Annotated in this window: 20 protein-coding genes; 11 read left to right on the forward strand and 9 right to left on the reverse strand. The window is 67.1% G+C overall.

All coding sequences use genetic code 11. The features are described 5' to 3' along the window. Positions 1-176: 176 nt before the first annotated feature. The 6 genes from aroE to BM172_RS17800 all read left to right on the forward strand — a co-directional run bounded on the left by aroE (position 177) and on the right by BM172_RS17800 (position 5,359). Positions 177-1,007, forward strand: a complete 831-nt coding sequence (gene aroE, locus BM172_RS17775) for a shikimate dehydrogenase (protein WP_026634715.1) — start codon at positions 177-179, stop codon at positions 1,005-1,007. Positions 1,008-1,010: 3 nt separating this feature from the next. Then, on the forward strand, positions 1,011-1,274 hold the full coding sequence (locus BM172_RS17780; RefSeq protein ID WP_026634716.1) for a YkgJ family cysteine cluster protein: 264 nt from the start codon (positions 1,011-1,013) through the stop codon (positions 1,272-1,274). A 245-nt stretch (positions 1,275-1,519) separates the two neighbouring features. After that, positions 1,520-3,229 carry a peptide-N4-asparagine amidase gene (locus BM172_RS17785; protein WP_245778725.1) on the forward strand — a complete coding sequence of 570 codons (1,710 nt, stop codon included), beginning with the start codon at positions 1,520-1,522 and terminating at the stop codon, positions 3,227-3,229. Between the two features lie 156 nt (positions 3,230-3,385). Next, positions 3,386-4,354, forward strand: a complete 969-nt coding sequence (locus BM172_RS17790) for an energy transducer TonB (RefSeq protein ID WP_026634718.1) — start codon at positions 3,386-3,388, stop codon at positions 4,352-4,354. A 46-nt stretch (positions 4,355-4,400) separates the two neighbouring features. Continuing rightward, on the forward strand, positions 4,401-4,703 hold the full coding sequence (locus BM172_RS17795) for a hypothetical protein (RefSeq protein WP_026634719.1): 303 nt from the start codon (positions 4,401-4,403) through the stop codon (positions 4,701-4,703). A 122-nt stretch (positions 4,704-4,825) separates the two neighbouring features. Continuing rightward, on the forward strand, positions 4,826-5,359 hold the full coding sequence (locus BM172_RS17800; RefSeq protein WP_026634720.1) for a hypothetical protein: 534 nt from the start codon (positions 4,826-4,828) through the stop codon (positions 5,357-5,359). Between the two features lie 88 nt (positions 5,360-5,447). On the opposite strand, the gene BM172_RS17805 is transcribed toward BM172_RS17800, so the two are convergent. The 3 genes from BM172_RS17805 to BM172_RS17815 form a co-directional block, all read right to left on the reverse strand. Continuing rightward, positions 5,448-5,780: a low molecular weight protein tyrosine phosphatase family protein gene (locus tag BM172_RS17805; RefSeq protein ID WP_035323059.1), complete on the reverse strand. Its 333-nt coding sequence runs from the start codon at positions 5,778-5,780 to the stop codon at positions 5,448-5,450. Beyond that, positions 5,777-6,313 carry a gamma carbonic anhydrase family protein gene (locus tag BM172_RS17810; protein ID WP_026634722.1) on the reverse strand — a complete coding sequence of 179 codons (537 nt, stop codon included), beginning with the start codon at positions 6,311-6,313 and terminating at the stop codon, positions 5,777-5,779. Before BM172_RS17810 ends, BM172_RS17805 begins: the two co-directional genes overlap by 4 nt. 150 nt (positions 6,314-6,463) lie before the next feature. Then, complete coding sequence (locus BM172_RS17815) at positions 6,464-8,182, reverse strand: patatin-like phospholipase family protein (protein WP_026634723.1); 1,719 nt, start codon at positions 8,180-8,182, stop codon at positions 6,464-6,466. A gap of 108 nt (positions 8,183-8,290) precedes the next feature. Here BM172_RS17815 and BM172_RS17820 point away from each other — a divergent pair, with 108 nt between their 5' ends. The 5 genes from BM172_RS17820 (at position 8,291) to BM172_RS17840 (ending at position 15,295) form a co-directional block, all read left to right on the forward strand. Continuing rightward, the gene (locus BM172_RS17820; RefSeq protein WP_051548506.1) at positions 8,291-10,393 is read left to right on the forward strand and encodes a M3 family metallopeptidase; all 2,103 of its coding nucleotides are present in this window, start codon (positions 8,291-8,293) and stop codon (positions 10,391-10,393) included. A 349-nt stretch (positions 10,394-10,742) separates the two neighbouring features. Then, positions 10,743-12,830 carry a hypothetical protein gene (locus BM172_RS17825; protein ID WP_026634725.1) on the forward strand — a complete coding sequence of 696 codons (2,088 nt, stop codon included), beginning with the start codon at positions 10,743-10,745 and terminating at the stop codon, positions 12,828-12,830. Positions 12,831-12,919: 89 nt separating this feature from the next. Then, positions 12,920-13,687 carry an exodeoxyribonuclease III gene (xth, locus tag BM172_RS17830; RefSeq protein ID WP_026634726.1) on the forward strand — a complete coding sequence of 256 codons (768 nt, stop codon included), beginning with the start codon at positions 12,920-12,922 and terminating at the stop codon, positions 13,685-13,687. Further along, positions 13,687-14,376: a YecA/YgfB family protein gene (locus tag BM172_RS17835; protein WP_026634727.1), complete on the forward strand. Its 690-nt coding sequence runs from the start codon at positions 13,687-13,689 to the stop codon at positions 14,374-14,376. The genes xth and BM172_RS17835 overlap by 1 nt, the downstream gene beginning before the upstream one ends. 85 nt (positions 14,377-14,461) lie before the next feature. Next, a complete protein-coding gene (locus BM172_RS17840) occupies positions 14,462-15,295 on the forward strand; it encodes a pirin family protein (protein ID WP_026634728.1) in 834 nt (277 codons plus the stop codon). A 110-nt stretch (positions 15,296-15,405) separates the two neighbouring features. Here BM172_RS17840 and BM172_RS17845 read toward each other — a convergent pair whose 3' ends face one another. From BM172_RS17845 to BM172_RS17870, 6 genes are all read right to left on the reverse strand, one after another. Next, positions 15,406-18,558, reverse strand: coding sequence for a discoidin domain-containing protein (locus BM172_RS17845; protein WP_231504169.1), 3,153 nt, complete (start codon positions 18,556-18,558; stop codon positions 15,406-15,408). A gap of 4 nt (positions 18,559-18,562) precedes the next feature. Continuing rightward, positions 18,563-19,384, reverse strand: a complete 822-nt coding sequence (locus BM172_RS17850; protein WP_026634730.1) for a carbohydrate ABC transporter permease — start codon at positions 19,382-19,384, stop codon at positions 18,563-18,565. Continuing rightward, on the reverse strand, positions 19,381-20,259 hold the full coding sequence (locus BM172_RS17855; RefSeq protein ID WP_026634731.1) for a carbohydrate ABC transporter permease: 879 nt from the start codon (positions 20,257-20,259) through the stop codon (positions 19,381-19,383). The genes BM172_RS17850 and BM172_RS17855 overlap by 4 nt, the downstream gene beginning before the upstream one ends. 16 nt (positions 20,260-20,275) lie before the next feature. After that, positions 20,276-21,550 carry a sugar ABC transporter substrate-binding protein gene (locus BM172_RS17860; RefSeq protein WP_090423615.1) on the reverse strand — a complete coding sequence of 425 codons (1,275 nt, stop codon included), beginning with the start codon at positions 21,548-21,550 and terminating at the stop codon, positions 20,276-20,278. A 38-nt stretch (positions 21,551-21,588) separates the two neighbouring features. Beyond that, positions 21,589-22,983 carry a glucoamylase family protein gene (locus BM172_RS17865; protein ID WP_231504170.1) on the reverse strand — a complete coding sequence of 465 codons (1,395 nt, stop codon included), beginning with the start codon at positions 22,981-22,983 and terminating at the stop codon, positions 21,589-21,591. 233 nt (positions 22,984-23,216) lie between these two features. After that, entirely contained in the window at positions 23,217-26,222 is a 3,006-nt protein-coding gene (locus BM172_RS17870) for a TonB-dependent receptor (RefSeq protein ID WP_026634734.1), read from the reverse strand. Positions 26,223-26,349 lie beyond the last annotated feature (127 nt).

The raw sequence follows: 26,349 nt of genomic DNA on the forward strand, positions 1-26,349 counted from the left end.
GGGAGAAGGTGGCGGCAGCCGGATGAGGGTGCGGGCGGAGCGGTGAATATCACTCTTGCGCTCCGCCCGTACCCTCACCCCAACCCCTCTCCCGGCGGGAGAGGGGCTTTACAATGTGCGGCTGCGGTCGACTGCCCTGCCTCGCGGCGGCCGCCATCCATTCCAAGGAGCATTCGATGAGCGCAGCGCAGTTCGCCGTCTTCGGCCACCCGATCGCCCACTCCCTGTCGCCGCAGATCCACCAGGCCTTCGCGCGGCAGTTCGGCATCGCGCTGGAATACCGCACCATCGATGCCGCGCCGGCCGAATTCGCCGCCAGCGTGCGGCGCTTCTTCGCCGCGGGCGGGCGCGGCGCCAATGTCACCCTGCCGCACAAGGCGGCCGCGTTCGAGCTGGCCGACGAGCGCAGCGAGGCCGCTGTCCGCGTCGGCACGGCCAATGTGCTCACCCCGCTGCCCGATGGCCGCCTCGCCGCCCACAACACCGACGGCGCCGGCCTGGTGCGCGACCTCACCGAGCGCCACCGCATGGACCTGCGCGGCCACGACGCCCTGCTGCTGGGCGCCGGCGGCGCGGCGCGCGGCGTGGCCTGGTCGCTGCTCGACGCCGGCGTGCGCACGCTGACCATCGTCAACCGCACGCCGGAAACCGCCGACGCGCTGGCCGACGCCATCGGCGAGCCGGCCCGCGCGCATACCCGCTACTGGGAAGACCTGGACGACATCGGCAGCTTCGACCTGATCATCAATGCCACGTCGGCCGGCGTGCTGGGCAAGCCGCTGGACCTGCCGTTCGGCTTCGTCGGCAACCGCGCCACCTGCTACGACCTCTCCTACGGCAAGGCCGCTGCCGGTTTCGTCGCCTGGGCGCGCGCGGCGAATGCGCTGTATGCCTTCGACGGACTGGGCATGCTGGTGGAAACCGCGGCCGACGCCTTCGAGCTGTGGCACGGCAAGCGCCCCGACACCGACCCGGTGCACGACGCGCTGCGCCGGCAGTACGGCTGAGCGATGAGCCTGGCCTGCCGCCCCGGCTGCGGCGCCTGCTGCATCGCGCCGTCGATCAGCTCGCCGATCCCCGGCATGCCGCAGGGCAAGCCCGCCGGAGTGCGCTGCGCACAGCTCACCGACGACCATCGCTGCGCGATCTTCGGCCGGCCCGAGCGGCCGGCGGTGTGTTCGCGGCTGCGGCCGGAGCCGGCGATGTGCGGCGACAGCCATACGCATGCGATGCGTTACCTGCAGGCCATGGAAGCGGCCACGGTATCGCACTGATCGAGTGCCTTCCGGCCAGGCTCTGCGTTTCGACGGCCGACCATGGTTTAGACGTCTAAACGATAGTTTAGCAAGCTCCTGCGAAAGATGCGATGTACTAGGAAATTTCGCATCTTAGGAAGATTCGCATGCTAGCGTTCCCCGACCAGGGGGGCCACATCATGCGGGGAGTAAGCATCATGTCGTCGAAGGGTTCCGTACGTCTCGGCCCGGCGATCGCCGGGCTGTTTGCAGTGTTGGGGAGCATGGCAACGGCGCACGCGGCGGCGGGGGATCCGCCGATCGGCGCGAAGGGCGTGGTGGTGGCCGATCCGGCCGTGCCGCGTCCGCCGGGCACGCCGTGCGTGGTGGAGTTGTTCAACGACGACGTCTTCAACGATTTCAACGCCCGACCCTACGACTACGCGCCGCCCGCCGGCTGCGCGGGGCGCTGGTCCAAGGTGGTGCTGGAAGCCGATTTCTCGGTGACCGCCGGGCGCCAGTTCGACCGCACCGCCACCTTCTGGCTGGGCGGCGTAAACATCTATTTCGGTACCACGCAGGAGCCCTCCGCCACGGTGTCGCCGAGCTGGCACGTGGAGCGCGACCTCACCGATTACGACGCGCTGCTGCGCAACGCCGGCAAGGGCCAGGCGGTGCTCGGCAATGTCGTCAACGACACCTATACCGGCGTGATCCACGGCAGCGCGCGCCTGCTGTTCTATCCCGCCTCGCTGATCGCACCCGCCGCGCCGGTGCCGGATGCGGTGTATCCGCTGGGCGCCGATCCGATCGGCAACACCGCCACGCTCAACACCGCCGACGACAAGCTGTCGAAGACGCTGACCCTGCCGCGCAACGTGGTGCGCGCGTACCTGGATGTGTTCGCGCAGAGCCAGAGCGGCGACGAGTTCTGGTACACCTGCGTGCCGGACCAGTACGCGGCGCAGACCGAGGAATGCGGCGGCGGCAACTTCCGCGAGGCCGAGGTGAGCATCGACGGCCAGCCGGCCGGCGTGGCGCCGATCTATCCGTGGATCTACACCGGCGGCATCGATCCTTATATGTGGCGTCCGACCACCGGTGTGCAGACGCTGAACTTCATGCCGTATCGCGTCGACCTCACCCCGTTCGCCGGCCAGCTCAGCGACGGCAGCCCGCACGAAGTGGCGGTGAGCGTGGCCGGCGCGCACGGCTATTTCTCGGCCACCGCAGCGTTGCTGGTGTATCGCGATCCGCACGCCAAGCAGGTGGTCGGTCGTGTCACGCGCAATACGCTCGCCGGCCAGGCGCCGACGCCGACCATCGGCGACACGCTGGTCACTGATGGCAGCGGCAACCTGAGCGGCGACATCACCACCGAGCTGACGCGGCAGTTCGTGATCGAGGGCTATACGACCAGCTCCAAGGGGCGCGTGGAGAGTTCGGTGACGGAGACGGTGGGCTTCGACGACACGCAGAGCTTCGTCATCAATGCCAACACTTTCCACCAGATCTCCGCCCAGGTCACCAGCGTCGACAGCGTCAGCCGCAGCCGGATCGGGCCCTTGCTGACGGTGGAGTCGCGCCAGCAGGCGTCCTATCCGTTGCGCGTGGACTACAACCAGACGCTCGCCACCGACGGCAGCCTCAGCGCGGCCAGCACCGTGCACCAGGGCCTGACCAGCCATGCCGAGCGGCGCTGGCTTGGCTTCCCGACTTATGCGGCGGACCTGAGCAATACCGTCGATACTGGCGACACGCTCAACTTCGACGCCAGCGGCGCGCTCACCAGCCACACTGGCCAGCACAGCACGCAGGGTTATCGCTTCAGCGACAGCTACGGCAGCTGCTATCGGGTGGACCTGGCCACCGATAGCGGTGCGCTGAGCAGCTACGCCTCCGGCGCCGGCTGCCCCGGCGGGCAGAACCGCGTGTGGTGGATCGCCCACTCGGACGGTTCGCCGGACAGCCGCAACCTGCAGGTGCTCTGGTAAGAGGCGGGCGCGCGCCGCCGTTGTGCGGCGCGCGCCCGATCCGGTTATCCGTTCGGCCGGCATGCGTGCGCGCAGGCTTGCTTTTTCCGGGCAACATCTCCGCAATATCGCCTCTCTAAGCTGGCGCGCCCCGCGTCTCCCCACGCTGAAGCCGCCATGTCCGATCTTTCATTCCCCCGCCGCACGGTTGGTGCGGCCCGTTACGCCCTGCTGATCCTCGTCGTGCTGCTGGCCGGCGCCGGCGGCGTGATCGCCTTGGTGTTGCATGCCAACCGCGACGCGCCGGCGCTGACCGAAACCGCCGCCGCGGACAGCGGCGAAATCCATCGCGAGGGTGCGCCGGGCGGCGTGACCGAACTGCTGAAGCGCGCCCGCGCCTCGGTCGCGCAGCAGCGCCTGCTGTCGCCGGCCGGTGACAACGCAGTGGAGTGGTATCTGCGTGTGCTGAAGCAGGAACCGGGCAATCCGGTCGCCCAGGATGCGCTGCGCGAACTGTTCCCCTTCGCCGCCAATGCCGCCGAACAGACCATCGGCCAGGGCAATGCCGCCGAGGCGCAACGCGAGATCGAGTTGCTGGCACGCGCCGATCCCGGCAATTACACACTGACCATCCTGCGCGCCAAGCTGCAGGCGCAGGTCCAGGTCGTGGAAGACCAGCGGCGCAAGGAAGAACAGCAGGCGCAGGCGGCGGCGCAGAAGGCGCAGGCGCGTCCCGCTCAGGCGCCGGCATCGACCGCACCGGTCGTGGCGACTGCGCCGGCACCGCCGCCGGCCAGCCATCCGACACCCGTCGCGGCGCCGGAGACCACGCCGCCGCCCGCGCCGCGTCCCGCCATGCCGGTCGCCGCCACCGCGGCGAGCACCTTGCCCGTGCTTACGCGTCGCGTCGAACCGTATTACCCGGACGACGCCCGCCGCACGCGTCGACAGGGTTGGGTGGATGTGCGCTTTACCGTCGAGGCCGATGGTTCGGTCAGTCATGCCGGCGTGATCGGCGCCGATCCGCGCAACGTGTTCGACCGCTCCGCACTTACCGCGGTGGAACGCTGGCAATTCAATCCGGGTACGCGCAACGGCGCGGCGGTGCCGATGGAAGTGAAGCAGCGCATCGAGTTCCGTCAGTAAGGCGGGCGCGGCGCATAATCGCCGCCTGCCCTAACGGAGAACCGCCATGCGCAAGGCCATGCCCGCCCTGTTCCTGCTCGCCGCCTGCGTCGCCACCGGCGCGTGCCACGACATGACGCATGCGAATAACGCCGACACGAAACCGGTCGCGGGCTTCGTCACCGACATGGCCGGCTTCGAAGCCTTTATCGCCACGCATCCGACGCCCGCGCAGTTCCACGCGCGCTATCCGGACGTGCAGCTGGTGATGCCCGACACCATGACCACCATGGAAATGCGCAGCAACAACAGCCGCTACTTCCCCGAGCTGGACAAGGACGGCCGCATCACCGGCGGCGGTTTCCGCTGATCGTCACAAAGCGATTGCCAAGCACGTCACATCGCTGACATCTGCCAGGGCTACCGTGGCGCGCCGTCGGACTGCGTGAAATGCGCGTGTACGACGACACTCCCCTCCATCGGCCAGGTGTCATGTCCCGTGTGTTCCCCGCCGCGTTGCCCCGACGCGGCCTGGTAGTTTCCTTCGCGCTGATCGCCATCATGGCAATCGCCGCGTGCACGCCCGCCGCGGATGGCGCGGGTACACAAGCCAAGGGACCGGCGGCAGCCAGCAGCGGCCAGGACAGCGGCGTGTCGATCATGCTGGGCCTGGCCAAGACGGCGGTGGACGAAAAACGGCTGATCGCGCCGGCCGGCGCCAATGCGTTCGAGTTCTATCTCAGCGCCTTGCAGCTGGAACCGGACAATGCGGCTGCTACGGCCGGCCTGCATGAACTGTTCGAGCCGGCGGCCGACGATATCGAGCGCGCGATCAACGACAACAATCTCGACGAGGCGCAACGCGAGCTGTCCCTGCTGCGCGAATTCGACGGCACCAACTACAAGCTCGCCCTGCTCGGCGGCAAGCTGGATGCGCAGCGGCAGATCCAGGTGCGCGAGGACGAGGCGCGTGCGGCGGTGATTCAGTCGCAGGCGACGTCTTCTTCCGCCGTACCTGCGCAGTAACGGCTGTAGGTTGGGGTGAGCCGCAGGCAAACCCCAACATCGAGACCCATGCATATACCTGTTGGGGTTCGCTTGCGCTCACCCCAACCTACCTCAATAGCGGGCTGGCCTTGCGCAGCAGCAGCTCGACCAGTTCGGGCTGCATGAAGTCGTAGTCGTCGGGAATGCCGAGCACCACCACGCGCTTGTCCTTGAGTTGACGCGCGTGGCGCGATTGCAGCTGGCGCCGGTGCGCGTTCTCCATCACCACGATGAGTCCGGCCCAGTCCAGATGCTCGGCCGACAGCGGCGTGTCGGCATCCGGCGCGAGACCGGCGGAATCGACTTCCACGCCGGGCCAATCGCGGAACACCTGCTCCGCCGTCGGACTGCGCAGCCGGTTGCGGCTGCACAGGAACAGGACGCGCAACGGAGTGCTCATCCGGCGGCGAGGTACTCGTCTTTCAAGCGCACGTAATGATCGGCCGAGTAATGCAGCTGCTCGATCTGCTTGTCGCTGAGCAGGCGCACGCACTTCGCCGGATTGCCCACCCACAGCTCGCGCTCGCCCACCACCTTGCCGGGCGGAATCACCGCGCCGGCGGCGACGAAGCCGTACTTCTTCACCGTGGCGCCGTCGAGCACGGTGGCGTGCATGCCGATCAGGCAGTAGTCCTCGATGGTGCAGGCATGGATCACCGCGGCATGGCCGATGGTGACGCCTTCGCCGACCAGGGTGGGAAAGCCGCCGGGCGAGTACGGTCCGTCGTGGGTGACGTGCACGATGGTGCCGTCCTGCACGTTGCTGCGCGCGCCGATGCGGATGTGGTGGACGTCGCCGCGCAGGACGGCGCCGGGCCAGACGGACGCGTCGTCGGCCAGTTCCACGGCGCCGATGACGGTGGCGGCGGGGTCGACGTAGACGCGGGCGCCGAGGGTGGGGGCGATGCCCCGGTAGGTGCGGAGGTTGCTCATCGGTGCATTGTCCGCCATTCCACCACCACCCGGCGTAGGTTGGGGTGAGCCGCAGGCGAACCCCAACATGACCACATCCAGGCGTTGCGCATTGTTGGGGTTCGCCTGCGGCTCACCCCAACCTACGCCGGACTTTGTCTGGATGGCGGGTTACGCGCGTTCAAGCACCCGCACCGTCTCGCGATACCCCGCATCCACCGCGCGCTCCCAATCGCCCCAGTCCAGCACGCTCACATGCTCCAGCGGCGGCGTCACCAGTACATCGGCGATGCCGCGGCGGTGTTCGCTGGCACCTTCGCTGTTGACCATCGCCGCGCGCACCAGGGTAGAGACCAGGCCGGGGCGTTGGATGGCCTGGCGCTGGAGCACCAGCTGCCACCATGGTGGGGTGCTGTATTCCTCGGCGGTGGTGAGCAGCGAGATGTCGGCGCGGATATCGACGGCGGTGACGTGGGCGATGCCGTCGGCGGCCATCACGTCGGTGGGCAGGTTGTCGACCAGGGCGCCGTCGACGTAGACGCGCCCGCGGTGCAGCACCGGCGGCAGCACGCCGGGGATCGCGCTGGACGCGCGCAGCCACATCCACAGCGGCCCGCCGCGCCGCACCACCATGCCGTCGCCGGACAGGCAAGTCGCCACGCAGAAGAACGGCAGCTTGAGATCCTCGATCTCCAGCGCGCCGAATGCGCGGCGCAGCATGCTCGCGGCACGGCGGCCGCGGGTCAGCGCCACCACCGGCAGGGTCCAGTCCGACAGCGGCCGGCCCTGCACGAAGGCGCGCCGGTACACCTCGGTCATCTCTTCCAGGCCCCAGCCCGCTGCCACGCCGGCGCCGATGATCGCGCCGATGCTGGTGCCGCCGACGCAATCGAAATGATGGCCGGCTTCCTTCAGCGCGCGCAGCGCCCCCAGATGGGCCAGCCCGCGGGCGCCGCCGCCGGCCAGCACCAGCCCGCGCGCATGGCCGCTGACCAGCCGTGCCAGCCGCGCGATGTCCGCCTGGCCGCCGACATGGTGATGCTGCAGCTCGCCGCTGAATGGCGCGCGCCAGCGCTGCGCTGTGCCGAGACTGGGCTGGCGGCCCGCATGCAGCAGGATCAGATGGCGTGGCCGGTGGCCGACCCGCGACGGATCGAGGATCGCCGCCTCCGGCCACGGCCGCGCCGGCCGCGCCGCCTGGGCCGGGAGCAGCAGTACGTCGGCCTGGCGCAGGCAGCGCTGGCGCCACAGCGGATCGCCCTGGGTGTCCAGGTAGATCACGAAGCGCACCTGCGCCTCGCGCGCGGCGAACCAGTCGCTGCCGCGGCCGGCGCCCTGCTCGCCGTCGATCACCGCACAGCTGCCGTAAGGCTCCAGCGCCATCGCCAGCTGCATGGCCAGCGCGCGCGCCGGCACCTCCGCATCCGCCGGCAGCAGCGCGAAGGTGCGCGCCACGCCGGGGCTTTCCTCCTTGCGCAGGCGCCGCTGCAGGCGGCCGACCGCGACCCGCGCGACGCCGAGCATGGCCTGCGGATGGCGCCCGACCAGCGCCTCGAACGCGCTGCGATCCAGCCGCAGCAGCTCGCAGTCGCGCAGGGCGCGCACGGTGAGCTGGCGCGCCTCGCCGCCGATCAGCCCGATCTCGCCCACGCTGTCGCCGGCCGAGACCAGATGCACCAGGCGTGCCGGATCGTCCTCGTCGAACAGGCCGAGGCTGCCGCTGAGCAGCAGATACATGGCATCGGCCGTCTCGCCGGCCTTGAACAGCGGCCGTCCGCCGGGAAGGCTGAACCAGACCAGGCAGCCGCGCAGATCGGCCAGGGCCTCGTCGCCGAGGTGGCCGAACACATCGCTTTGACGCAACAGGTCGCTGAAATCCGTTTGACGCATAAAGGCAATGGTAGGGCGCGCTGTATGACACCTCGGCGTAAGCCGCGCCCGTCCGCGCTTGATTTCGCCCCGACCCGTCGCCACGCTGGCGCTCCCAAGGAGAGACGCATGGCTCACGAAAACAGCGCCCGGGACACCCAGGCGCACACCGACCCGGTCCACGACAACCCCCTGCTGGCCGACAGCCCGCTGCCGGCGTTCTCGCGCATCCGGCCGGAACATGTCGGTCCGGCCGTCGACGCGCTGCTGGCCGACTACCGCAAGGCGATCGACCATCTCACCGCCGCCGGCGGCCCGCGCGATTTCGCCGGCGTGATGCTGGCGCAGGAGCGCCTGGAGCAGCGCGTGTCGCGCGCCTGGGCGCCGGTGGGGCATCTGCATTCGGTCGCCGACAGCGAGGCGCTGCGCGAGGCCTATGGTCCGGCCGAGGAAAAGCTCACCGAGCACGCCATCGAGCTGGGTCAGAACCGCGACTTGTACAAGGCGGTGCAGGCGCTGGCCGACGCCCCCGACTTCGCCGGCCTGCCGCGACCGGAACGCGCGCTGGTCGAGCACGCGCTGCGCGATTTCCACCTGTCCGGCGTGGCGCTGGAAGAACCGGCGCGCACGCGCTACCGCGAGATCGGCGTGGAGCTGAGCAAGCTGTCCACCGAGTTCTCCAACGCCGTGCTCGACGCCACCGATGCCTGGCACCAGCACATCACCGACGAGCGCGACCTCGCCGGCATCCCCGAATCCGGCCGCGCCGTGCTGCGCCAGTACGCGCGCGAGCAGAACCTCGACGGCTACCTGGTCACGCTCAAGCAGCCCAGCGTGCAGGCGGTGCTGACCTATGCCGACAACCGCGGCCTGCGCGAGCGCGTGTACTGGGCCTACCAGACCCGCGCTTCCGACCAGGGCCCGCACGCCGGCAAGTTCGACAATGGCCCGCGCATCGAGCGGATCATGGCGCTGCGCCACGAGGCGGCCCGGCTGCTGGGCTTCGCCAATGCGGCGGAAGAATCGCTGGCGACCAAGATGGCGGCCTCGCCCACCGAGGTGATGGAATTCCTGCACGACCTCGGCCAGCGTGCCCGCCCGGTCGCGCGCCAGGAACTGGCCACGCTGCGCGAGTTCGCCGCGAAGGAACTGCAGCTCGACAACCTCGAATCCTGGGACGTGGCCTACGCATCCGAAAAGCTGCGCCAGAAGAACTACGACCTCGACGAGGAGCAGCTCAAGCCGTACTTCCCGCTGCCGGCGGTGATCGAGGGCCTGTTCGGCCTGGTGCAGAAGCTCTACGGCGTGACGCTGGCGCCGCGCGACGGTGTCGAGGTGTGGCATCCGGACGTGCGCTATTACGACGTGCGCGATGCCGTCGGCCGCGTGTTCGCCGGTGCCTATGTCGATCTCTACGCCCGCTCCGGCAAGCGCGGCGGCGCCTGGATGGACGTGTGCCAGTCGCGTTTTCGCGAGGGCGACAGCGAGCGCCTGCCGGTGGCCTTCCTCACCTGCAACTTCGCGCCGCCGACCGAAGGCCGTCCGGCCCTGCTCACCCATGACGATGTGCTGACCCTGTTCCACGAATTCGGCCACGGCCTGCATCACCTGCTCACCGAGATCCAGCTGCCGTCGATCGGCGGCATCGACGGCGTGGAGTGGGATGCGGTGGAACTGCCCAGCCAGTTCATGGAGAACTTCGGCTGGAACCGCGAGGCGCTGGACCTGTTCGCGCGCCACTGGCAGACCGGCGAGCCGCTGCCGGAGGAACTGTTCCAGCGCATGTTGGCCGCGCGGCATTTCCACGCCGGCCTGTTCCTGGTGCGGCAGCTGGAATTCGCCATGTTCGATTTCCGCCTGCACCTGGCGTACGAGCCGGCGCAGGGCGCGCGTCCGCTGGCGGTGCTGGAGGAAGTGCGGCGCGAGGTGGCGGTGCTGCATCCGCCGATCTGGCAGCGCTTCCCCAACAGCTTCACCCACGTGTTCGCCGGCGGTTATGCCGCGGGCTATTACAGCTATCTGTGGGCGGAGCTGCTCAGCGCGGATGCGTTCGGCGCCTTCGAGGATGCAGCCAAGGCCGGCGGCAGCCTGATCGATCGCGACACCGGCGAACGCTTCCGCCGCGAGATCCTCGCCGTCGGCGCCAGCCGTCCGGCGCTGGACAGTTTCGTCGCTTTCCGCGGCCGCAAGCCGGAGCCCGAGGCGCTGCTGCGCAGTCATGGCCTGATCTGATCGTCAGGGCCATCTCGCGGTGTTGCGCGAGATGGCCTTCAAGCGATCAGCGAACACCTACGTCGAACGACATCGGTCCTGCGGTGATTTGCCGTAGGACCGATGCGTGCGCGTGCGCCAGTCGACGTTTTCCCGCCCCATGCATTCATCTTCGCCGATGCGCCCCAACGCCGCGTGTCGGCCTTCCCCTACGGCCTTGGCACTAAGGCCGCTAAGCGCTTGGATTTAGCTCATTTGCCGAATGGTCCGGCGTCGTGCGGACGGTTACGAATAGCGGCCCTGATCGCCCCGCGATCAGCGATCGGCGCCTGTGTGCGCCGGCTTACCGCCCAATCGGAGCCTTCCTGTCATGGCCAAGTCAGACCTTCCTTCCATCACGCTGCGTGTCGCCGCCGAGTTCCTCAAGGCGGAGAGCACCGACAAGCGTCCCGCCGTCGCCGCCTACGCCTATAGCGACGGCGGCCACCTGCTCGCCTACTCGCCGTTGGGCGAGAAAGGCGAAACCAAGCTCGAACTGCCCGCCTCGCGCGAGGCCTCTGCCGTGCGCGTGGTGCTCGGCCCCGCGCCGGAGGAGAAAGAACCGCCCGCGCTCGACGAACTGCTGCGTCGCGGTGCGATCGAGCGCCATCTCACCCTGCGCCCCGGCGATGCCGCGCCGGACCTGCGTATTCCGGTGTTCCCCGACGTGTGGCGCTACTGGCTGCTCGGCCTGTGCCTGGTCAAGGGCACGGTGCTCAAGCGCGTGCTGCGCAACGGCGTGTCGGTGGATTTCCCGGTGTGCCACGCCACGGTGGAGATCTACGAGGTCGATCCGCTGTGGATCGTGTTGCCGAAGCTGCCGCCGTACGTGATCGATCACCTGCGCGACATCCTCGCCGGCAAGCTGCCGCCGCAGCCGCTGCCGGGTCCCGGCCCGGCCGAAGCGGAAATCAACGCGCACCAGGTGGATGCCGCATCGTTGGATGCGCTGCACGCGGCCGCCGGCAACCAGAAGTTGCGCTTCGCCGCGATGAGCGGCAGCGCGCAGATGTTCCAGCAGGCGCTGGTCGAGCACGCGCCGTTGATCCGGCCGATCCTGTGCTGGCTGTATCCGCGCTTCGTCACCATGCAGCTGATCGGTACCGCCGCCACCGACGAGTGCGGCCATTTCGCGCGCTTCATCTTCAAGGGCTTCCACAATCCGGACCAGCCTGACCTGTATTTCAAGGTGAAGCAGCGCCTGTTCGGTTTCTTCGAGGTGACGCTGTACGCACCCACGCCGATCGCCTGCCACACCTGGTGGGACTACCCGTGCGGCACCGAAGTCACCCTGCACGTGAGCAATCCGCTGGCGATGACCTGCAAGCCCTGCGCGCCGGTGATCGCCGGCAACAACTGGGTGCTGTTCACCGCGATCGGCAATCACTCGCTGGACGATATCCGCGGCGCCGCGACGACGCTGTCCGGCAGCAGCCATGCCGGCAACGTCGGCCTTACCGGCGGCGGCGCGCCCTGGGGCGGCGTGCTGATGCCGCGCCTGGATTTCGACAACGCGCTGCGCGACAGCCTGGGCGTGAAGTACTACCGCCTGTCGTGGAAACGCGACGGCGAGCCGGACAGCCAGTACAAGCCGCTCAATGCCGCGATCAGCCGCCACTACGCGCAGATGATCGCCAGCGACCTGGTGCTGACCGCGTACTCGCTCGGCCCGCAGGTGGTCGGCGCGCAGGGCAATCTGTTCGAGATCCCGCCCGCGGTGCCGCCGGTCGGCCAGTGGACGGTCGCCGATGCGGTGGAGGACACCGCCAACGGCAAGTTCGACACCACCACCGCCATGGGCGGCGCACCGATCCTGGACGGGCTGGTGCAACTGCGGCTGGAACTGTTCGACGCCGCGGGAGCGGCGGTGAACATCGGCGCGCTGGGCATCGACTACTACGTGCCGACCTATGTCGACGGCGGCGGCAACATCCACACCACCAAGGCCAGCGATCCGCTGCTGGGCCTCGGCGCCGGGCTGGTGCAGGGCAACGCGATGGTGCTGACCCTGCACGTCAACAACGAGCATTGCTCGGCGCATATCGGCGCGCCGATGGTGGGCGGCACCGGCGCGGACGATTGCTGCGGCGTGCTGGGTTACCACACGGACAGCGACAACGTGACGATGCCGTGGCAGGCCAGCCATCCGCACGGCTTCGCCACGTACGGCTTCCTGGTGAAGCGCGGCGCGCGCGACGTGCTGTCCGACAGCGGCGCGGTCGGCGGCGGCAGCTTCAGCCAGACGCGCACGGTCGGCGACCTGATGACCACCAACCCCGCGCCGGGCTGCACCGGCGGCTGCACGGTGGCCGGGTTCACCGAGAACCTGTCGGTCTACGCCATGGCGACCAACGGGTGGGGCCGGCTGTCCAACTACGACGGCTGGGATGCGCGGGCCTTCGTGCTGAGCCACCTCTGAGCGCAGCGAAGCGGGAGGCCGGTCACGCGCCGGCCTCCCTTCCGCACGGCCGAGTGCCGAACCGGCGGCATCCCCCTACAATGCCGGCCATGAAAATCGCCTCCTGGAACGTCAACTCGCTCAAGGTCCGCCTGCCGCAGCTCACCGAGTGGGCGGCCGAGGCCAAGCCTGACGTCATCGCGCTGCAGGAAACCAAGCTGGAGGACGCCAAGTTCCCGGTGGACGAACTGGCCGCGGCCGGTTATCGCGCCGTGTACTCGGGCCAGAAGACCTACAACGGCGTGGCCATCCTCGCGCGCGAGGAACCGGCCGACGTGGTCACCGACATCCCCGGGCTGGACGACCCGCAGCGGCGCATCCTCGCCGCCACCGTCGGTAGCGTGCGCCTGGTGGATCTGTACGTGGTCAACGGCAAGGCGGTGGGCGACGAGAAATACGCCTACAAGCTCGACTGGCTGGCCAAGGTGCGCGACTTCCTGGAGGAAGAACACAAGCGCCACCCGCACCTGGTGGTGCTGGGCGATTTCAACATCGCGCCGGACGACCGCGACGTCTACGATCCGGTGGCCTGGGGCGAGGACGTGCTGTGCTCGCCGCCGGAGCGCGACGCACTCAAGGCGATCACCGCGCTGGGGCTGCACGACAGCTTCCGCCTGTTCGAGCAGGACGGCGGGCACTTCAGTTGGTGGGACTACCGTCAGGCGGCGTTCCGGCGCAACATGGGCTTGCGCATCGATCTGATCCTGGTTGGCGACGCGCTCAAGCAAGCGGTGAAGGCGGCAGCCATCGACCGCACGCCGCGCCGCTGGGAAAGGCCTTCGGACCACACGCCGGTGACGCTGGATCTGGATATCTGATGAATACTCCCAAGACCGATTGGCCCAGTTCGCTCACGGACGACGAGCTCGACGAACTGGATCGCTATCTCCGCGCCCATTCCGGCGACGGCGACCTGCTGCTGGACGGCGTGCACGGCATGCTCTCGGCGCTGTCGGTCGGCCCGCTGCAGGTATTGCCGGAAGAGTGGCTGCCGGAAGTCCTGCACGAGCCCTTCGCCGACGAGGAAGAAGGCAACCGCGTGCTGGCGCTGCTGGCCAAGCTCAACGATTCGATCGCCGCCGAACTCGACGTCGACGCCTACGAGCCGATCCTCGGCGAAGTCGATACCGAGACCGGCCCGACCCTGTCCGCCGCCGGCTGGTGCGAGGGCTTCAGCCGCGCGATCGATCTGCGCGCCGGCCTGTGGGAGAAGCGCCTGGCCGACGATCCCTCGCTGATGGAACTGCTCGGCCCCGTGATGGCGCTGGCCGTGGACGAAGGCATCCTGAGCGCCGAGGCCGACTTCGAAAAGCTCAGCGACGACGAATACGACGAGTGCCTGTCGCAGTTGCCAGCCGTGCTGTCGGCGGTGGAGCAGTACTGGCAGCAGCACCCCGTGACCGAGGCCGACATGGAGGCGCTGACCCAGGCCGAACCCAGCAGCGGCGGCGGCGACAACGGTGGACAGGCGCCGCCGCGGCATCGCAGCGGCCACTGGCTGCACTGAAAGGAAACAATCCGTTCGCGCGGAGCCGCTTGGACCAGGCGGACCGCGCAACCATCATGTGGCGCATTCCTTACAGGAGCCCATCATGAGCGAGCGCAGCATTCTTCGCCGCATCCGCGGCACCGACACTTCCGACGGCGCGGGCGTCCGGCTCAAGCGCATCATCGGCCAGCCCGGCCTGGACATGCTCGATCCGTTCCTGCTGCTGGACGAGTTCCGCTCCGACAGCGCGGACGACTACCTCGCCGGTTTCCCCGAGCATCCGCACCGCGGCTTCGAGACCGTGACCTACATGCTTGCCGGCCATATGCGCCACGGCGACAACCACGGCAACCAGGGCGACCTCGGTCCGGGCAGCGTGCAGTGGATGACGGCGGGCCGCGGCATCCTGCACTCGGAAATGCCGCAGCAGGAAAACGGCCTGATGTGGGGTTTCCAGCTGTGGGTGAACCTGCCTGCCAAGGACAAGCTGACCGAGCCGCGCTACCAGGACATCGATCCCGCGCGTATTCCCACGGTGCATCCGCAGGAAGGCGTGGAAGTGAAGATCATTGCCGGCGAACTGTTCGGCGCCGCCGGTCCGGTGGCCGGCATCACCACGGAGCCGGTCTACCTCGACATCGCCCTGCAGCCCGGCGCGCAGCTGGAAGTCCCGCTGCCGGAAGGCCATAGCGCCTTCGCCTACGTGTTCGACGGCGCAGATGCGCAAGTCGCCGGCGACGTCCTGCATCGCAGCGAGCTGGCCGTGCTGTCCAAGGGTGGCTCGGTACGCATCGGCGGCCGCGAAGCCCCGGCGCGCGTACTGCTGGTGGCAGGCAAGCCGCTGGGCGAGAGCGTGGCGCGCTATGGACCGTTCGTGATGAACACGCCTGAGGAGATTCATCAGGCGATTGCGGATTTTCGGGCCGGTAAGTTCTGAACCCGCACTTGTAGGTTGGGGTGAGCCGCAGGCGAACCCCAACAAGGCGCCGCATACCGATGTGCTTATGTTGGGGTTCGCCTGCGGCTCACCCCAACCTACGCCGCGATTTACTCGGGCGTTGAGATGCGAGCGGCCGCAGGCAAGCTACGTATTACCAGCTCTCCATTCCGCCAAACGGCCGCCTCGCCGTTGATCACCACTTTGCCCGTCGGTTTGCGCGCATACGGCCACGGCAGCACCAACCCACCCGGCGGCAATTCAAGCCCTTTCTCCACACGCAACTCAAGCGTGCCATCGCGTTCGCGCAAGTTGTAACTCAGCTGCCCATACGGCGTGCGCAAACGCTGAATCCCAATGCCCTCGCCTTTCAGCCACTCGGTCGGAATCCCCGCCGCCAACACCAGCGCCCGATCGCGCGGCCGTTCGTACGCAAACAGATCGTAGGCGGAGCGCAGATAGTCCGAGGCGATCCACGCGTGCGGCATGTCGCCGACGAAGCGCGGCTTGCGCGCGTCGCGCCCCACCACTTCCGCCCATTGATTCCATGCCGCCGGCCGCCTGTCGGCAAAGAAGAACGTCAGCAGCTGGCCGATGCGGTCGCGCCAGCCCAGCCGTACGAAGCTGGCGATGGTGCGTAGTTCGTAGGGGGTGTAGTCCTCCCATGCGCGCTTGCCGTCGCGACGGTCCACGAAGCCCTGCCAATAGCGCTCGAAGGTGGCTTCGAGCAAGGCCGGCGGCAGCCAGGTCTGGCCGTCGCCGGGGGACAGCGCGATGGTGGTGGAGGTGGCGTCGAAGTCGCCGAGTTCCGCAGCGCCGGGCAGGTAATCGATGCGGTGCTTGCGCACGGAGAGATCGATGGAGGCCTTGAGGTCGCCGCGGAACGCATCGCGCGATTGCGCGATGCGTAATGCCTCCGCGTCGTCGCCGCGCGCTTTCGCCAGCAACACCGCATCGTCATAACCCTGCAGCGCCCAGAAATCGTCCCAATAGGAATGCATCGGCTTGGCCGAATAGCCCTCGTGGCTGATCGAAGCCGGCATCAGGCCGTACAGCGCGCGCCGTTCGGCCGCCTGGTTGGTCGCTCCGCGCTCGCTTTCGCGCAGTCGGTCCATGTAGGCGATGGCGCGCTGCACGGTCGGCCAGTAGCGCTCCGGCACCGTGCGATCGTGCGTGTAGCGCCATAGTTCCGCGATCGCGAAGATCAGTTCGCCGTGGCTGTCGTTCTCCGGCACCGGATCGGAGCCGCGCGCATCCACGCAGCACGGCACCTTGCCGTTGCTGAACTGGTGCGGCGCATACCAGCGCACGAAGGCCGCCGCGACCTCGGCATGACCGCTGCGCACGAGGCCCTCGGTCATCATCGCCCCGTCGCGCACCCAGCTGCGTGCGTAGGAGCGCGTGCCGGGCTGCAGTGCCGGGCCGTCGCGCGACATCAGCATCTGCGCCAGCGCGCTGCGGGCGGTGTCGACGATGGCGTGCTGCGAAGCGGGCAGCTGCAGCGTCACGCGGTTGAGTTTTTCTCGCCAGGCGGAGGCGGTGCGTTCGAGCTCCTGGCGCAGCCAGGTTTCCGCCGTGCGCGGCGCCTGCAGATCGTCGCCATGCGATGGCACCACCAGGCCCAGCGTGCGGCTGCCGTGCGCGGGCAGGTCGATGGCATACAGCAATGCGCCTTGCAGGAAGCCGGCGCCGTCGTGCAATGACGCCACCTCCGGACGTTCGCCCTGTGCCAACCGCTCCGGCAACGGGCCCGCCTCATGGCTGCTGGCCACGAAGCTGTCGGCGGACTGCAACGGCACGACGCGGGCCTCGCCATTGACGGTCAGCACCTTGCCGTCCCAGGCCAGGTCGTGGATGCGGTGGATACCGCCGGGCGTATTGAGAAACTGCGTCGGCGGATTGACCTGGAACGGCCGCGCCAGCAGCGCCAATGTCACGCGTTGCGGCTGCGCGGTGCGGTTGACGAGGGTGTAGCGCAGCACCAGCCGTGATTGCCCTGCCTCGCCGGCGACGAACGCCGTGGTGTCCAGGGTCAGGCTGTCGGCGGTCCAGCGCACCGAGGGAATCGGCAGGTAGCCGTCAAGCAGGCTCTGCGAGCTGCGCACCGTGGCCCAGTCGATCACGTTGCGGCCGGCGAACAGCATCGGCTCCAGCGACCAGCCGCCCTTGCCCACTTCGACGGCGCCGTCTTCGGAGATCAGCGCCGAATCGCGCGCGCCGCCGTCGGCGCCGACCAGGGTCCAGTAGCTCTGCTCGCCGGAAAAGCCACGCGGGTACATGCCGCGCGGCGCGCGCTTCGCCTGCTCCTGGAAGAACACGTTGGGCGAAGCGCCCCAGGCGCGATCCTTGACCTCCAGCCGCGACAGGCCATAGGTCTTGCCGGGACCGGCCAGCAGGCGCAGCCGTACATAGCGCGCCTGCGCCTGCGGCAGGAACAGCGCATCGTCGCCGCCGTTGCCACCGGTCACCTGCGTGGCGGCGCGCCAATGCGCGTTGTCATCCGACAGCTGCAGCTCGTAGTGCGAAGCTTGTCCGCCCGGCAGCCAGTGCAGCAGCAGGCCGCCGAATTCGCGCGACAGCCCCAGGTCCAGCACGATGTTCTGCTCGCCGCTGGCGGACGGATCGCTGCGCCAGTCGCCCTTGCCTTCGAGCATGTCCTGCACGGCATAGCCGGCAAGCGTGGACGAGGCTCGTGCCTGCGGTGTCGGCAGTACGGCGGGCGCGGGCGGCAAAGGCCGCAACCGCAGGTTGCCGAGGCACAGCTGGCCGTGGCCGCCTTGCCCTGCAGAGACGGTGAATTCCAGCGCGGCCGTGCGATGCAACGTGCGGTCCTTGGTCGGACCCCAGGCGAATTCCACCTGGCTGCGGCGGAACTCGACAGTCTGCCAATCCGCCCCGGGCTGGAACGCTTCACGCCGATACCACCAGACGTTGTCGCCGCTGGCATCGGCCAGTTTCACCTGCAGGTCGTTCGGCGGCATGCTGCCGCGCACGTCGAAGGACAGCGCGAAGTTGTCCGGCCAGTCCATCGGCAGCGCGCGCTTGAGCGTGGCCGCGCCGGAGACGCCATTGAAGTCGAAGTCCAGGCAGATCGCCTTGCCGGTGCTTCCGTCGGCCAGCTGCAGCTGCGCGCGGATGTCGTCGGTGCCATCGGCTTTCCACGCGGACGGCTGGCTGAAATCGTCGAGTACGCGTGCCTCGTCCGCTGCGTGAACCATGGGCGCCAGCAGCGCAACCAACAGCAGTGCGGCGCGCGCCTTCATCGATTCAACCCTTCACGCTGCCCAGCAACAGACCCTGCAGGTAGTAGCGCTGCAGAGCCAGGAACAACACCAGCACCGGCAGCACCGTCACCACCGAGCCGGCCATCATCAGTTCGGAATCCTGCACATGCTCGCGCGACAGCGACGCCAGTGCGATCGGCAAGGTGTAATGCTCCTGCCCGGTCAGCGCGATCAGCGGCCACATGAAATCGTTCCATGCGGTAAGGAAGGTGAAGATCGCCAGCGTCACCATGATCGGCTTGAGCAGCGGCAGCACGATCTGCACGAAGATGCGCAGCTCGCCCGCGCCATCGATGCGCGCGGCTTCCATCAGGTCGTCCGGAATCCCGCGCGCATACTGGCGCACCAGGAAGATGCCGAAGATGGTCGCCATCGCCGGCACCACCACCGCGGCATAGCTGTTGACCAGGCCCAGGTATTTCAGCAGCAGGAACAACGGTAGCATCGCCACCTGCGCCGGAATCACCAGCCCGCCGAGCAGCACCTGGAACAGCCGCTCGCGTCCGCTGAAGCGAAGCTTGGCGAAGGCATAGCCCGCCATCAGGTTGAAGGCCAGCGACAGCAGCGTGATCGCGCTGGACACGCCGAGGCTGTTGAGCAGGTAGCGTCCCATGCCGGCACGCTCGAACAGCTCGTGGTAGTTGGCCAGCGTGGCATGCGTTGGCAACAGCGGCGGTGGCAGCGCGCTCGCCTCGCCCGGCCGCATGAACGACACCGACAGCATCCACAGCAGCGGGAACACCGCCACCAGGGTGCTGCCGATCAGCAGGCCGTTGACCAGGGCCTTGGCCAGGCGCGGACTCATGCCTCGCCTCCCCGGCGCGCCACGCGCAGCATCACCGCGGTCACCGCGAACATGATCAGGAACAGCAGGAAGGCCACCGCCGAGGCGGAACCGAGGTTCCACCATTTGAAGCCTTCCTCGTACATCAGGTACAGCACGCTGGTCGTGCTCTGCAGCGGGCCGCCTTCGGTCATCACGAAGGGCTCGGCGAACAGCTGGAAGTAACCCGACACGGTAAGAATGCCCACCATCAGCAACGTCGGCCCCAGCATCGGCAGCGTGATGTGGCGGAACTGGCGCAGCGGAGAGGCGCCGTCGATGCGCGCGGCTTCGTACAGGTCGGCCGGAATCGCCTGCAGCGCGGCGAGGAAGATGATCATGTTGTAGCCGAAGTTCTTCCACACCGCGAACAGGATGATGGTCGGCATGGCCCAGCGCGGATCGCCCAGCCAGTCCACTGGATGGATGCCCAGCCCGCCCAGCGCATAGTTGGCCAGGCCGTACTTGGTGTTGAACAGATAGCGCCAGATCACCGCCACCGCCACCACCGTGGTCACCACCGGCGCGAACAGCGCGGTGCGGAACAACGGCTTGCAGCGCGCCAGCGGCGAGTTGAGCAGCAGCGCGGCGCCGAGCGAGGCGACGATCGACAGCGGCACGCCCACCAGCACGAAGTACAGCGTGTGGCCCAGCGCGGACCAGAACAGCGGCCGGTGCAGCAACTCCCAGTAATTGCCCAGCGCGACGAAGCGCAGGTCGCGGATGTCCGCCAGCGCATACAGATCGTAGTCGGTGAGGCTGAGCGCCAGCGCCGCGATCACCGGCAGCAGGAAGAACAACCCGAGTACCAGCAGGGCCGGCGCGAGGAACAGCCAGGCGGCGCGTTGGGGATTCATGCATGGCCTCCGGCGGTCATGGCGCGGGCCTGGCGCGGTCGAGGATCCAGCGCCGCTTTTCCAGGATCAGGTCGGCGCGCCGGTCGATCTCGGCGGCAGCCTGGTCGATGCTGAGATCGCCGTGCACTGCCTGCGCGGCGACCAGCTGCATCTCGGTCACGATACGCTCCCATTCGGGAATCGGCGGCGTGGATTTCACCCGCTCCAGCTGATCGCGGAATGCCTGCGCCTTGGGGTCGTAGCGCAGTGCGCCACCGGCCCAGGAGGAGCGCCGTGGCGGCATGTCGCCGAGCAGGTCGTAGAAACGCTGCTGGATCTGCGGGCGCGACAGGAATTCGATCAGCTGCCAGGCCTCGTCCTTGTGCGCCGAGCGACGGAAGATCACCAGGCTGGAGCCGCCGGCATTGGACGCGCCGGGCCCGTGCTCGCCGGGCAGCGGCGTGGTGCTCCAGTCGTCCTGCTGCGAAGCCGGCAGGCGCTTGCGGAACTCACCGATGTTCCAGGGGCCGGAGAGATAGAACGCGTAGACGCCGCGGCCGAACTCGGTCCAGGGATTGCCCGCTTCCACATTGGTGATCGCCGGCGCCTGATGCTGGCGGAACGTCTCCACATAGAAGGCCAGCGCGCGCTTGAAACCCGCGCTGCGGAAGTTGCCGTAGCGGTTGTCGTCGCGCAGCAGCGGTTCGTCCTGCTGCAGGGCGAGCACCAGCAGCTGCTCGAATTCGTTGGTGGGCAGCAGGATGCCGTAGCTGCCGCGCTCGGGATGGCTGAGCGCGACGAGCGCGCGGCGCCACTGGGCCCAGTCGCGCGGCGGCGCGTCGAAGCCGGCCTGCTTGAGCAGGTCGCTGCGATAGAACAGCAGGCGCGTATCGACGTACCAGGGCACGCCGTACAGCGTGTTGCCGATGCGATTGGTGGTCCAGATGTTGGCGAAGTAGTCGTCCTGGCGGACTACCTGCGACGACGCCACGCGCGCATCGAGCGGCTCGAGCGCCTCCAGCGCGGCCAGTTCCGGAATCCAGGTATTGCCGAGCTGGGTGAGATCCGGCGTGGAACCGCCGGCGATGGCGGTAAGCAGTTTCTGGTGTGCGGCGGTGAGCGGCAACTGCTGCACCTTGACGTGCAGGCCCGGATGTTCGCGCTCGAAGTCCGGCAGCAGTTTCGCCACCGCCTCACCTTCGCGGCCGACGGTCCAGAAGGTGAGTACGTGCGTGTCGTCGGTGCGTTGGCATCCGGTCGCAAGCGCGGCAGCGACGCCTGCGCAGGTCCAGGCCAGCGCATGCAGCAGCATGCGCCATGGCCGGCCCGGACGCTGGCGGAAACGCAGGCTCATGGTTTGGGCTGCGCCTCATCGAGCCAGCCGCCGGTGAAGCCAGCGCGTTCCAGGCCCTTGCGAACGTAGGGGTTCTTCTTCATCACGCTCCACACGAAGCCGCTGCGCCAGTTCTCTATCATCAGCACGATCGGGCCCTGGTCGATGCCCAGGTGCACCGTATCGACCCAGCCCAGCTCAGGCACCAGCTTGCCGGTGCGCAGGTCGGCCTTGGTGTGGAAGCTGGGATTGAAGGCGTCGACGAAGCCGTATTGGTTATAGATGTCCTTGCCGTAGCGACGCTTCATTTCTTCCAGCGCCGGCACCACGATCTCCGGCGCGAAGGCGATCGAACCGCCCGCCGCCATCGGCACCAGGGTGCCGTCGTCGCTGATGTAGTCCAGGCCCGCGCCGCGTGCGGTGTAGCCGTGGAAGGTGCGTTCCTTGTCGCCGCTCTTCACCACCAGCCCGCCGGGACCATTGCTCGCGCTGATGCCCCACATATTGGCGCCGTAGCCGGTCCAGGTGCCGGGGTTGGCAATGGCATAGGCGCGCTGTGAATAGGTGGCGCGGCGGCTGTTCTCGAAATAATCCAGATCCTTCTCGCGATTCCACGCATCGCGGATGCCGCGGAAATCCACCCACACGTGGCTGAACTGGTGGCCGAACAGCGGCGCGAAGTTGAGGAAGGTCTGGCCGTGGAATTCGCCCCAGGTGCGGTTGTAGGTGGACGTCCAGGCCGTCCATGCGTCATCGCCCACCGCATGCGTGGGCGAGCCAAGCGCGAGGATGTAGACCAGCATGCCTTCGTTATAGCCCTGCCAGTCGTGCGGGATGAACTTGCCGCCCGGCGTCCAGCCCATCGTGATCAGCGGCTTGCGCGCCTGCACCCAGGTCCAGTCGACGCGGCGGTAGATATCGTCGGCGAGCTGGCGGATTTCCTTTTCCTGCGGCGTGTCGCGGTCGTAGTACGACTGCGCGAACAGCACGCCGCCGAGCAGCAGCGAAGTATCCACCGTGGAAAGCTCCACCGCGCGATCGAAGCGCTTGCCCGATTCCATGTCGAGGAAGTGGTAGTAGAAACCGTGGTAGCCGGTGGCATCGTCCTCGCTGTCGTTCTGCGGCGCATCGTGGAAGAAACGCAACGTGGCGAGCGTGCGTTCCACCGCCTGCTCGCGCGTGATGTAGCCACGCTCCGCACCGACGCCGTAGGCGGTGAGACCGAAGCCGACCGCGGCGATGCTGGCGAAGGACTTGGTCGGGTAGTGATCGGGGACGAGGCCGTTCTTCGGATTGGCGCTGTCCCAGAACCAGTCGAAGGTGCGTTTTTCCAGGTCGTCGATCAGGGGGGGAATGCGCGTGTCGGTCTTGGCTGCCGGAGCTGGCTTCGGCTTGGCTGCTTGCGCCGTCATCGGGTTGATCGCGCACGCGAGTGCGACCGAAAGCGTAGCGGCGACGCGGGTCAAGGTGCTTATGCGCATGGTGTTGCCCTTACAAGACGGATCAGGATCGGCGGCCGGGTGATCGATCATCAGGTTACCCACTGAAATTGTGCGACGTAAACGTTTACATCTGTACTATAAAAAAGAGCCGCAAGGCTCTCGTCGGACCGGGCGCGCAACATTGCGCGCCCGGTTTGCTTCGATCAGAACCGGATACCCGCCGTCAGCTTCAGCGTGCGCGGCACGTCGATGATGTTACCGACAGGGTTGTAAACCACGGAGTTCCGATTGAGAACGCCGTTCGAACCAAAGTCCGTCAGATAGTCGTTGTAGTTCTTCCAGTTGAAGACGTTGAGCACATCCAGTCGGACATAGGCACTCAGGTTGTCCCACACCTTGAAGTTCTTGGTGACCTGCAGATCGAGGTCGCGATAGCCGAACACTTTGCCTCCAACCAGGAACTTGCCAGTGCCCGGCGGCACGACAGTCAGCGGAACGCAGCCATTCGGCGAATTGACGGCGTCATAACAGGCGTTGTTCACCGAAGCGGTAGGTGTTGCCAGTGTCAGCTTGGCCGCGAACAGCAGGCCCCACGGACCGTCGACCGTACCCGTGGTGACCAGGCGATGCTTCGCCGTCGGGCCCGGAATGAACGGATAATCGTGAATCGTCGCCGCATCAAAGGCGTACTGGTCGGTCAGATCCTGGGTGTCGTGATTGAAGCGGCTTTTGGTGTAGGTGTAAGCAACGGTTACTCCCCAGTGCGATTCCGCCGTATAGGGCTTTTCCGCTGACACCAGCACCTGAGTGGTCTTCGTCTTCAGACCATTGTCCGCAATGATCAAGCTGCCGTAGCCAGGAATACCGTTACCCCAGGGCTGACTTTTGTTCTTCCAGAACGAGCCGTCCGGATAGCGATTACCGAGCTGGAAGACCAGGCCGTCGAAACTCTTGACGCTTTGAACGGTGACGTCGGTATTCCATTCGCCGATCTTGTTGCGCATGCCCAGGCTGATCTGGTCTGAGTACGGCGTCTTGAGGTTGTTGGTGATCATGTCCACCTCCTTGCCGGTATTGCTGCTGGCAACGAGGGCTTGCAGGGTGTTGAGCCCCGTCAAGTAAACCGGATCCCACGGAATACACGTAGGACCAGGCGTGCAGGCGTGGTTGGCATTGATGAAATTGATGGTCGGTTGAGAGAGAACCGACTTGGTCTGCTCCAGCTGGAGTATCTGGTAGAGGTCGCGATCGTACGAGCGGCCAGCGCCGCCGTGAATCACGTGTTCCTCGTCGCCGTTGATGTCATACGCAAAACCGAATCGCGGCTGGAAGTTGTAGCGCGGCGGATGGCGGTTATGACCGTTACTGATGTAATCGTTTACATTAACGCCCCCAAGAGCGAGCGACTGGGCATACGTTTGCCCTGTCGGAGCAGCCGGGTCCTGCGAGTTGATGGCTGCGACGACGCCGGCGGGAGTGACGAAATCGTGGTACGACGGAGTGACTTCGTAATCCCAGCGCACACCCAGGTTCAGCGTCAGATGATCATCGACTTTCCAGTCGTCCTGGATGTACGCGCCAATCTGACGATCGATCGTGCTGGCCACGGGACTCATGCCGGGCGTCGACAGGGGGAATAGCACTTTGTAAGGCGTGGTCGCCGTGCCATCGGGTGTGGTATCGAAAAAGAACTGCGGATTGAATTCGCCCGCGTCCTGTGCTGTCAGCCGCACCCATTTGATCTTGGCGCCCATCTTGATGACATGGTCACCATGCCATTCGATGTTATTGAACGTGAAGTCGTCCTGCAGGGACGGGCCCTTCTGGCCCTTGTTCTGTGAAGCAAGCGGGGAGGCGGCGCCAGTCGCCAGAATCTGCTGATCGTTGCTGCCGAAGGCGGTATAGACGTATCCGTTGCCCAGGTTCGTCGCGGTCGGCGTGTAGAACGCATTCTCGTAAGTCGCCTGGAGCCGATTGAACCAGGCGTCGGCGCTGTGATCCCAACGAATGACGTAGCGCTTGTCGGTGTTCTTGGTGCTGTAGGAGGCGGATGCCGCCGTTCCTGTGCCGATGCCGCTCACCGCCGTCTCGTCGCGATACTTGCCGGTGACCTCGATGCGGTCACGATCGGTGGGCTCCCAGTCGATCTTGGCGAAGTAAAGATTTTCCTTGAACGGTTGGCTGGCGGCGCCGAGCTGCGCGCGGGCCGAAGCGGGCAGACCTGCGGTATAGGTGGACGGGCCTCCCGGGATCACGCTGATCGGCTGATCGAATTCCTTGCCTTCATAGGTGGCGAAGAAATGCGCTTTGTCCTGGATGATCGGACCGCCCAGTGCAAAGCCGTATTCCTTGTTGTGCGAAGGGATCTTTTTGCCGCTGTCTTCTTCCGCCGGCGTCCGCGCGCGCACGGACTGGTTCGTGTAGTTGCCGAACACCTCGCCGTGGAATTCATTGGTGCCGGACTTGGTTTCCGCCGTGACCGCCGCGCTGGAGATCTGGTCGTACTCCGCTTTGTAGTTCGAAGTGATGACCTTGTATTCGCTGATGGCAAGCTGGGGGAACGGGTTGCCCTGCGTATTGAACTGGCCCGAAACACCGGAGGACAGTATGTAGTTCTTCTGACCGACGCCGTCGATGTAGACGTTCATCGCCCCCGACGCCTGACCGCCGGACTGTAGATTGGTCTGCCCGTTCTTCACGGTAAAGACCATGCCGGGGACGATGTCGGCGAACTCGAGGAAGTTGCGCGTGATCTGCGGCACCGTGGCGATCTGGTGCTGCGAGATCGAAGTGCCCACCTCCGAGGTAGTGACTTCGGCAAGCGTGGTGGCGTTGACCGTGATCGCATTGAGATTCTGCGCGTTGGCCTCGGCAGCAGTCGGTGCCGGTGCCGCAGGTTCGGTGAAGTTCAACGTGCCAACCGATGCCACGGTCAGCGTCACCGTTTTCTGGTTGCCTCCGGCGTCGATCTGATAAGTGCCGGGCGTAAGGCCAACCAATGCATAGCTGCCGTCCTTGTCGGTGCGGGTGCGGCGCGTCGATCCGGTCGCCACGTTCTTGGCGACCACTTCGACATTGGCTGGGCCGCGGCCGCGAAGCGTGGCATCGGAGGTCTGTGACCAGGCGACGGATGGTAGGAAGGTTGCGGTGGCGGCCAGGGCCGCCAGCGCCAGCGAGATCTGCAGCGAAAGTGCGTGTTTGCGTGCCATGACTTGGACACCCTCCCTCAAGGGTTCGATACGGCTGTGTTTTGGTTGTCGATGCGCCATCAACGCGATCCCGCGCCGGCGGCGGTGAACCGGCCTCCATGGCCGGCCCCCTGGTGTTCTGACGGCG

The organism is Dyella marensis, from assembly GCF_900112865.1.
In the GTDB taxonomy this organism is placed as follows: Bacteria; Pseudomonadota; Gammaproteobacteria; order Xanthomonadales; family Rhodanobacteraceae; genus Dyella_D; species Dyella_D marensis_A.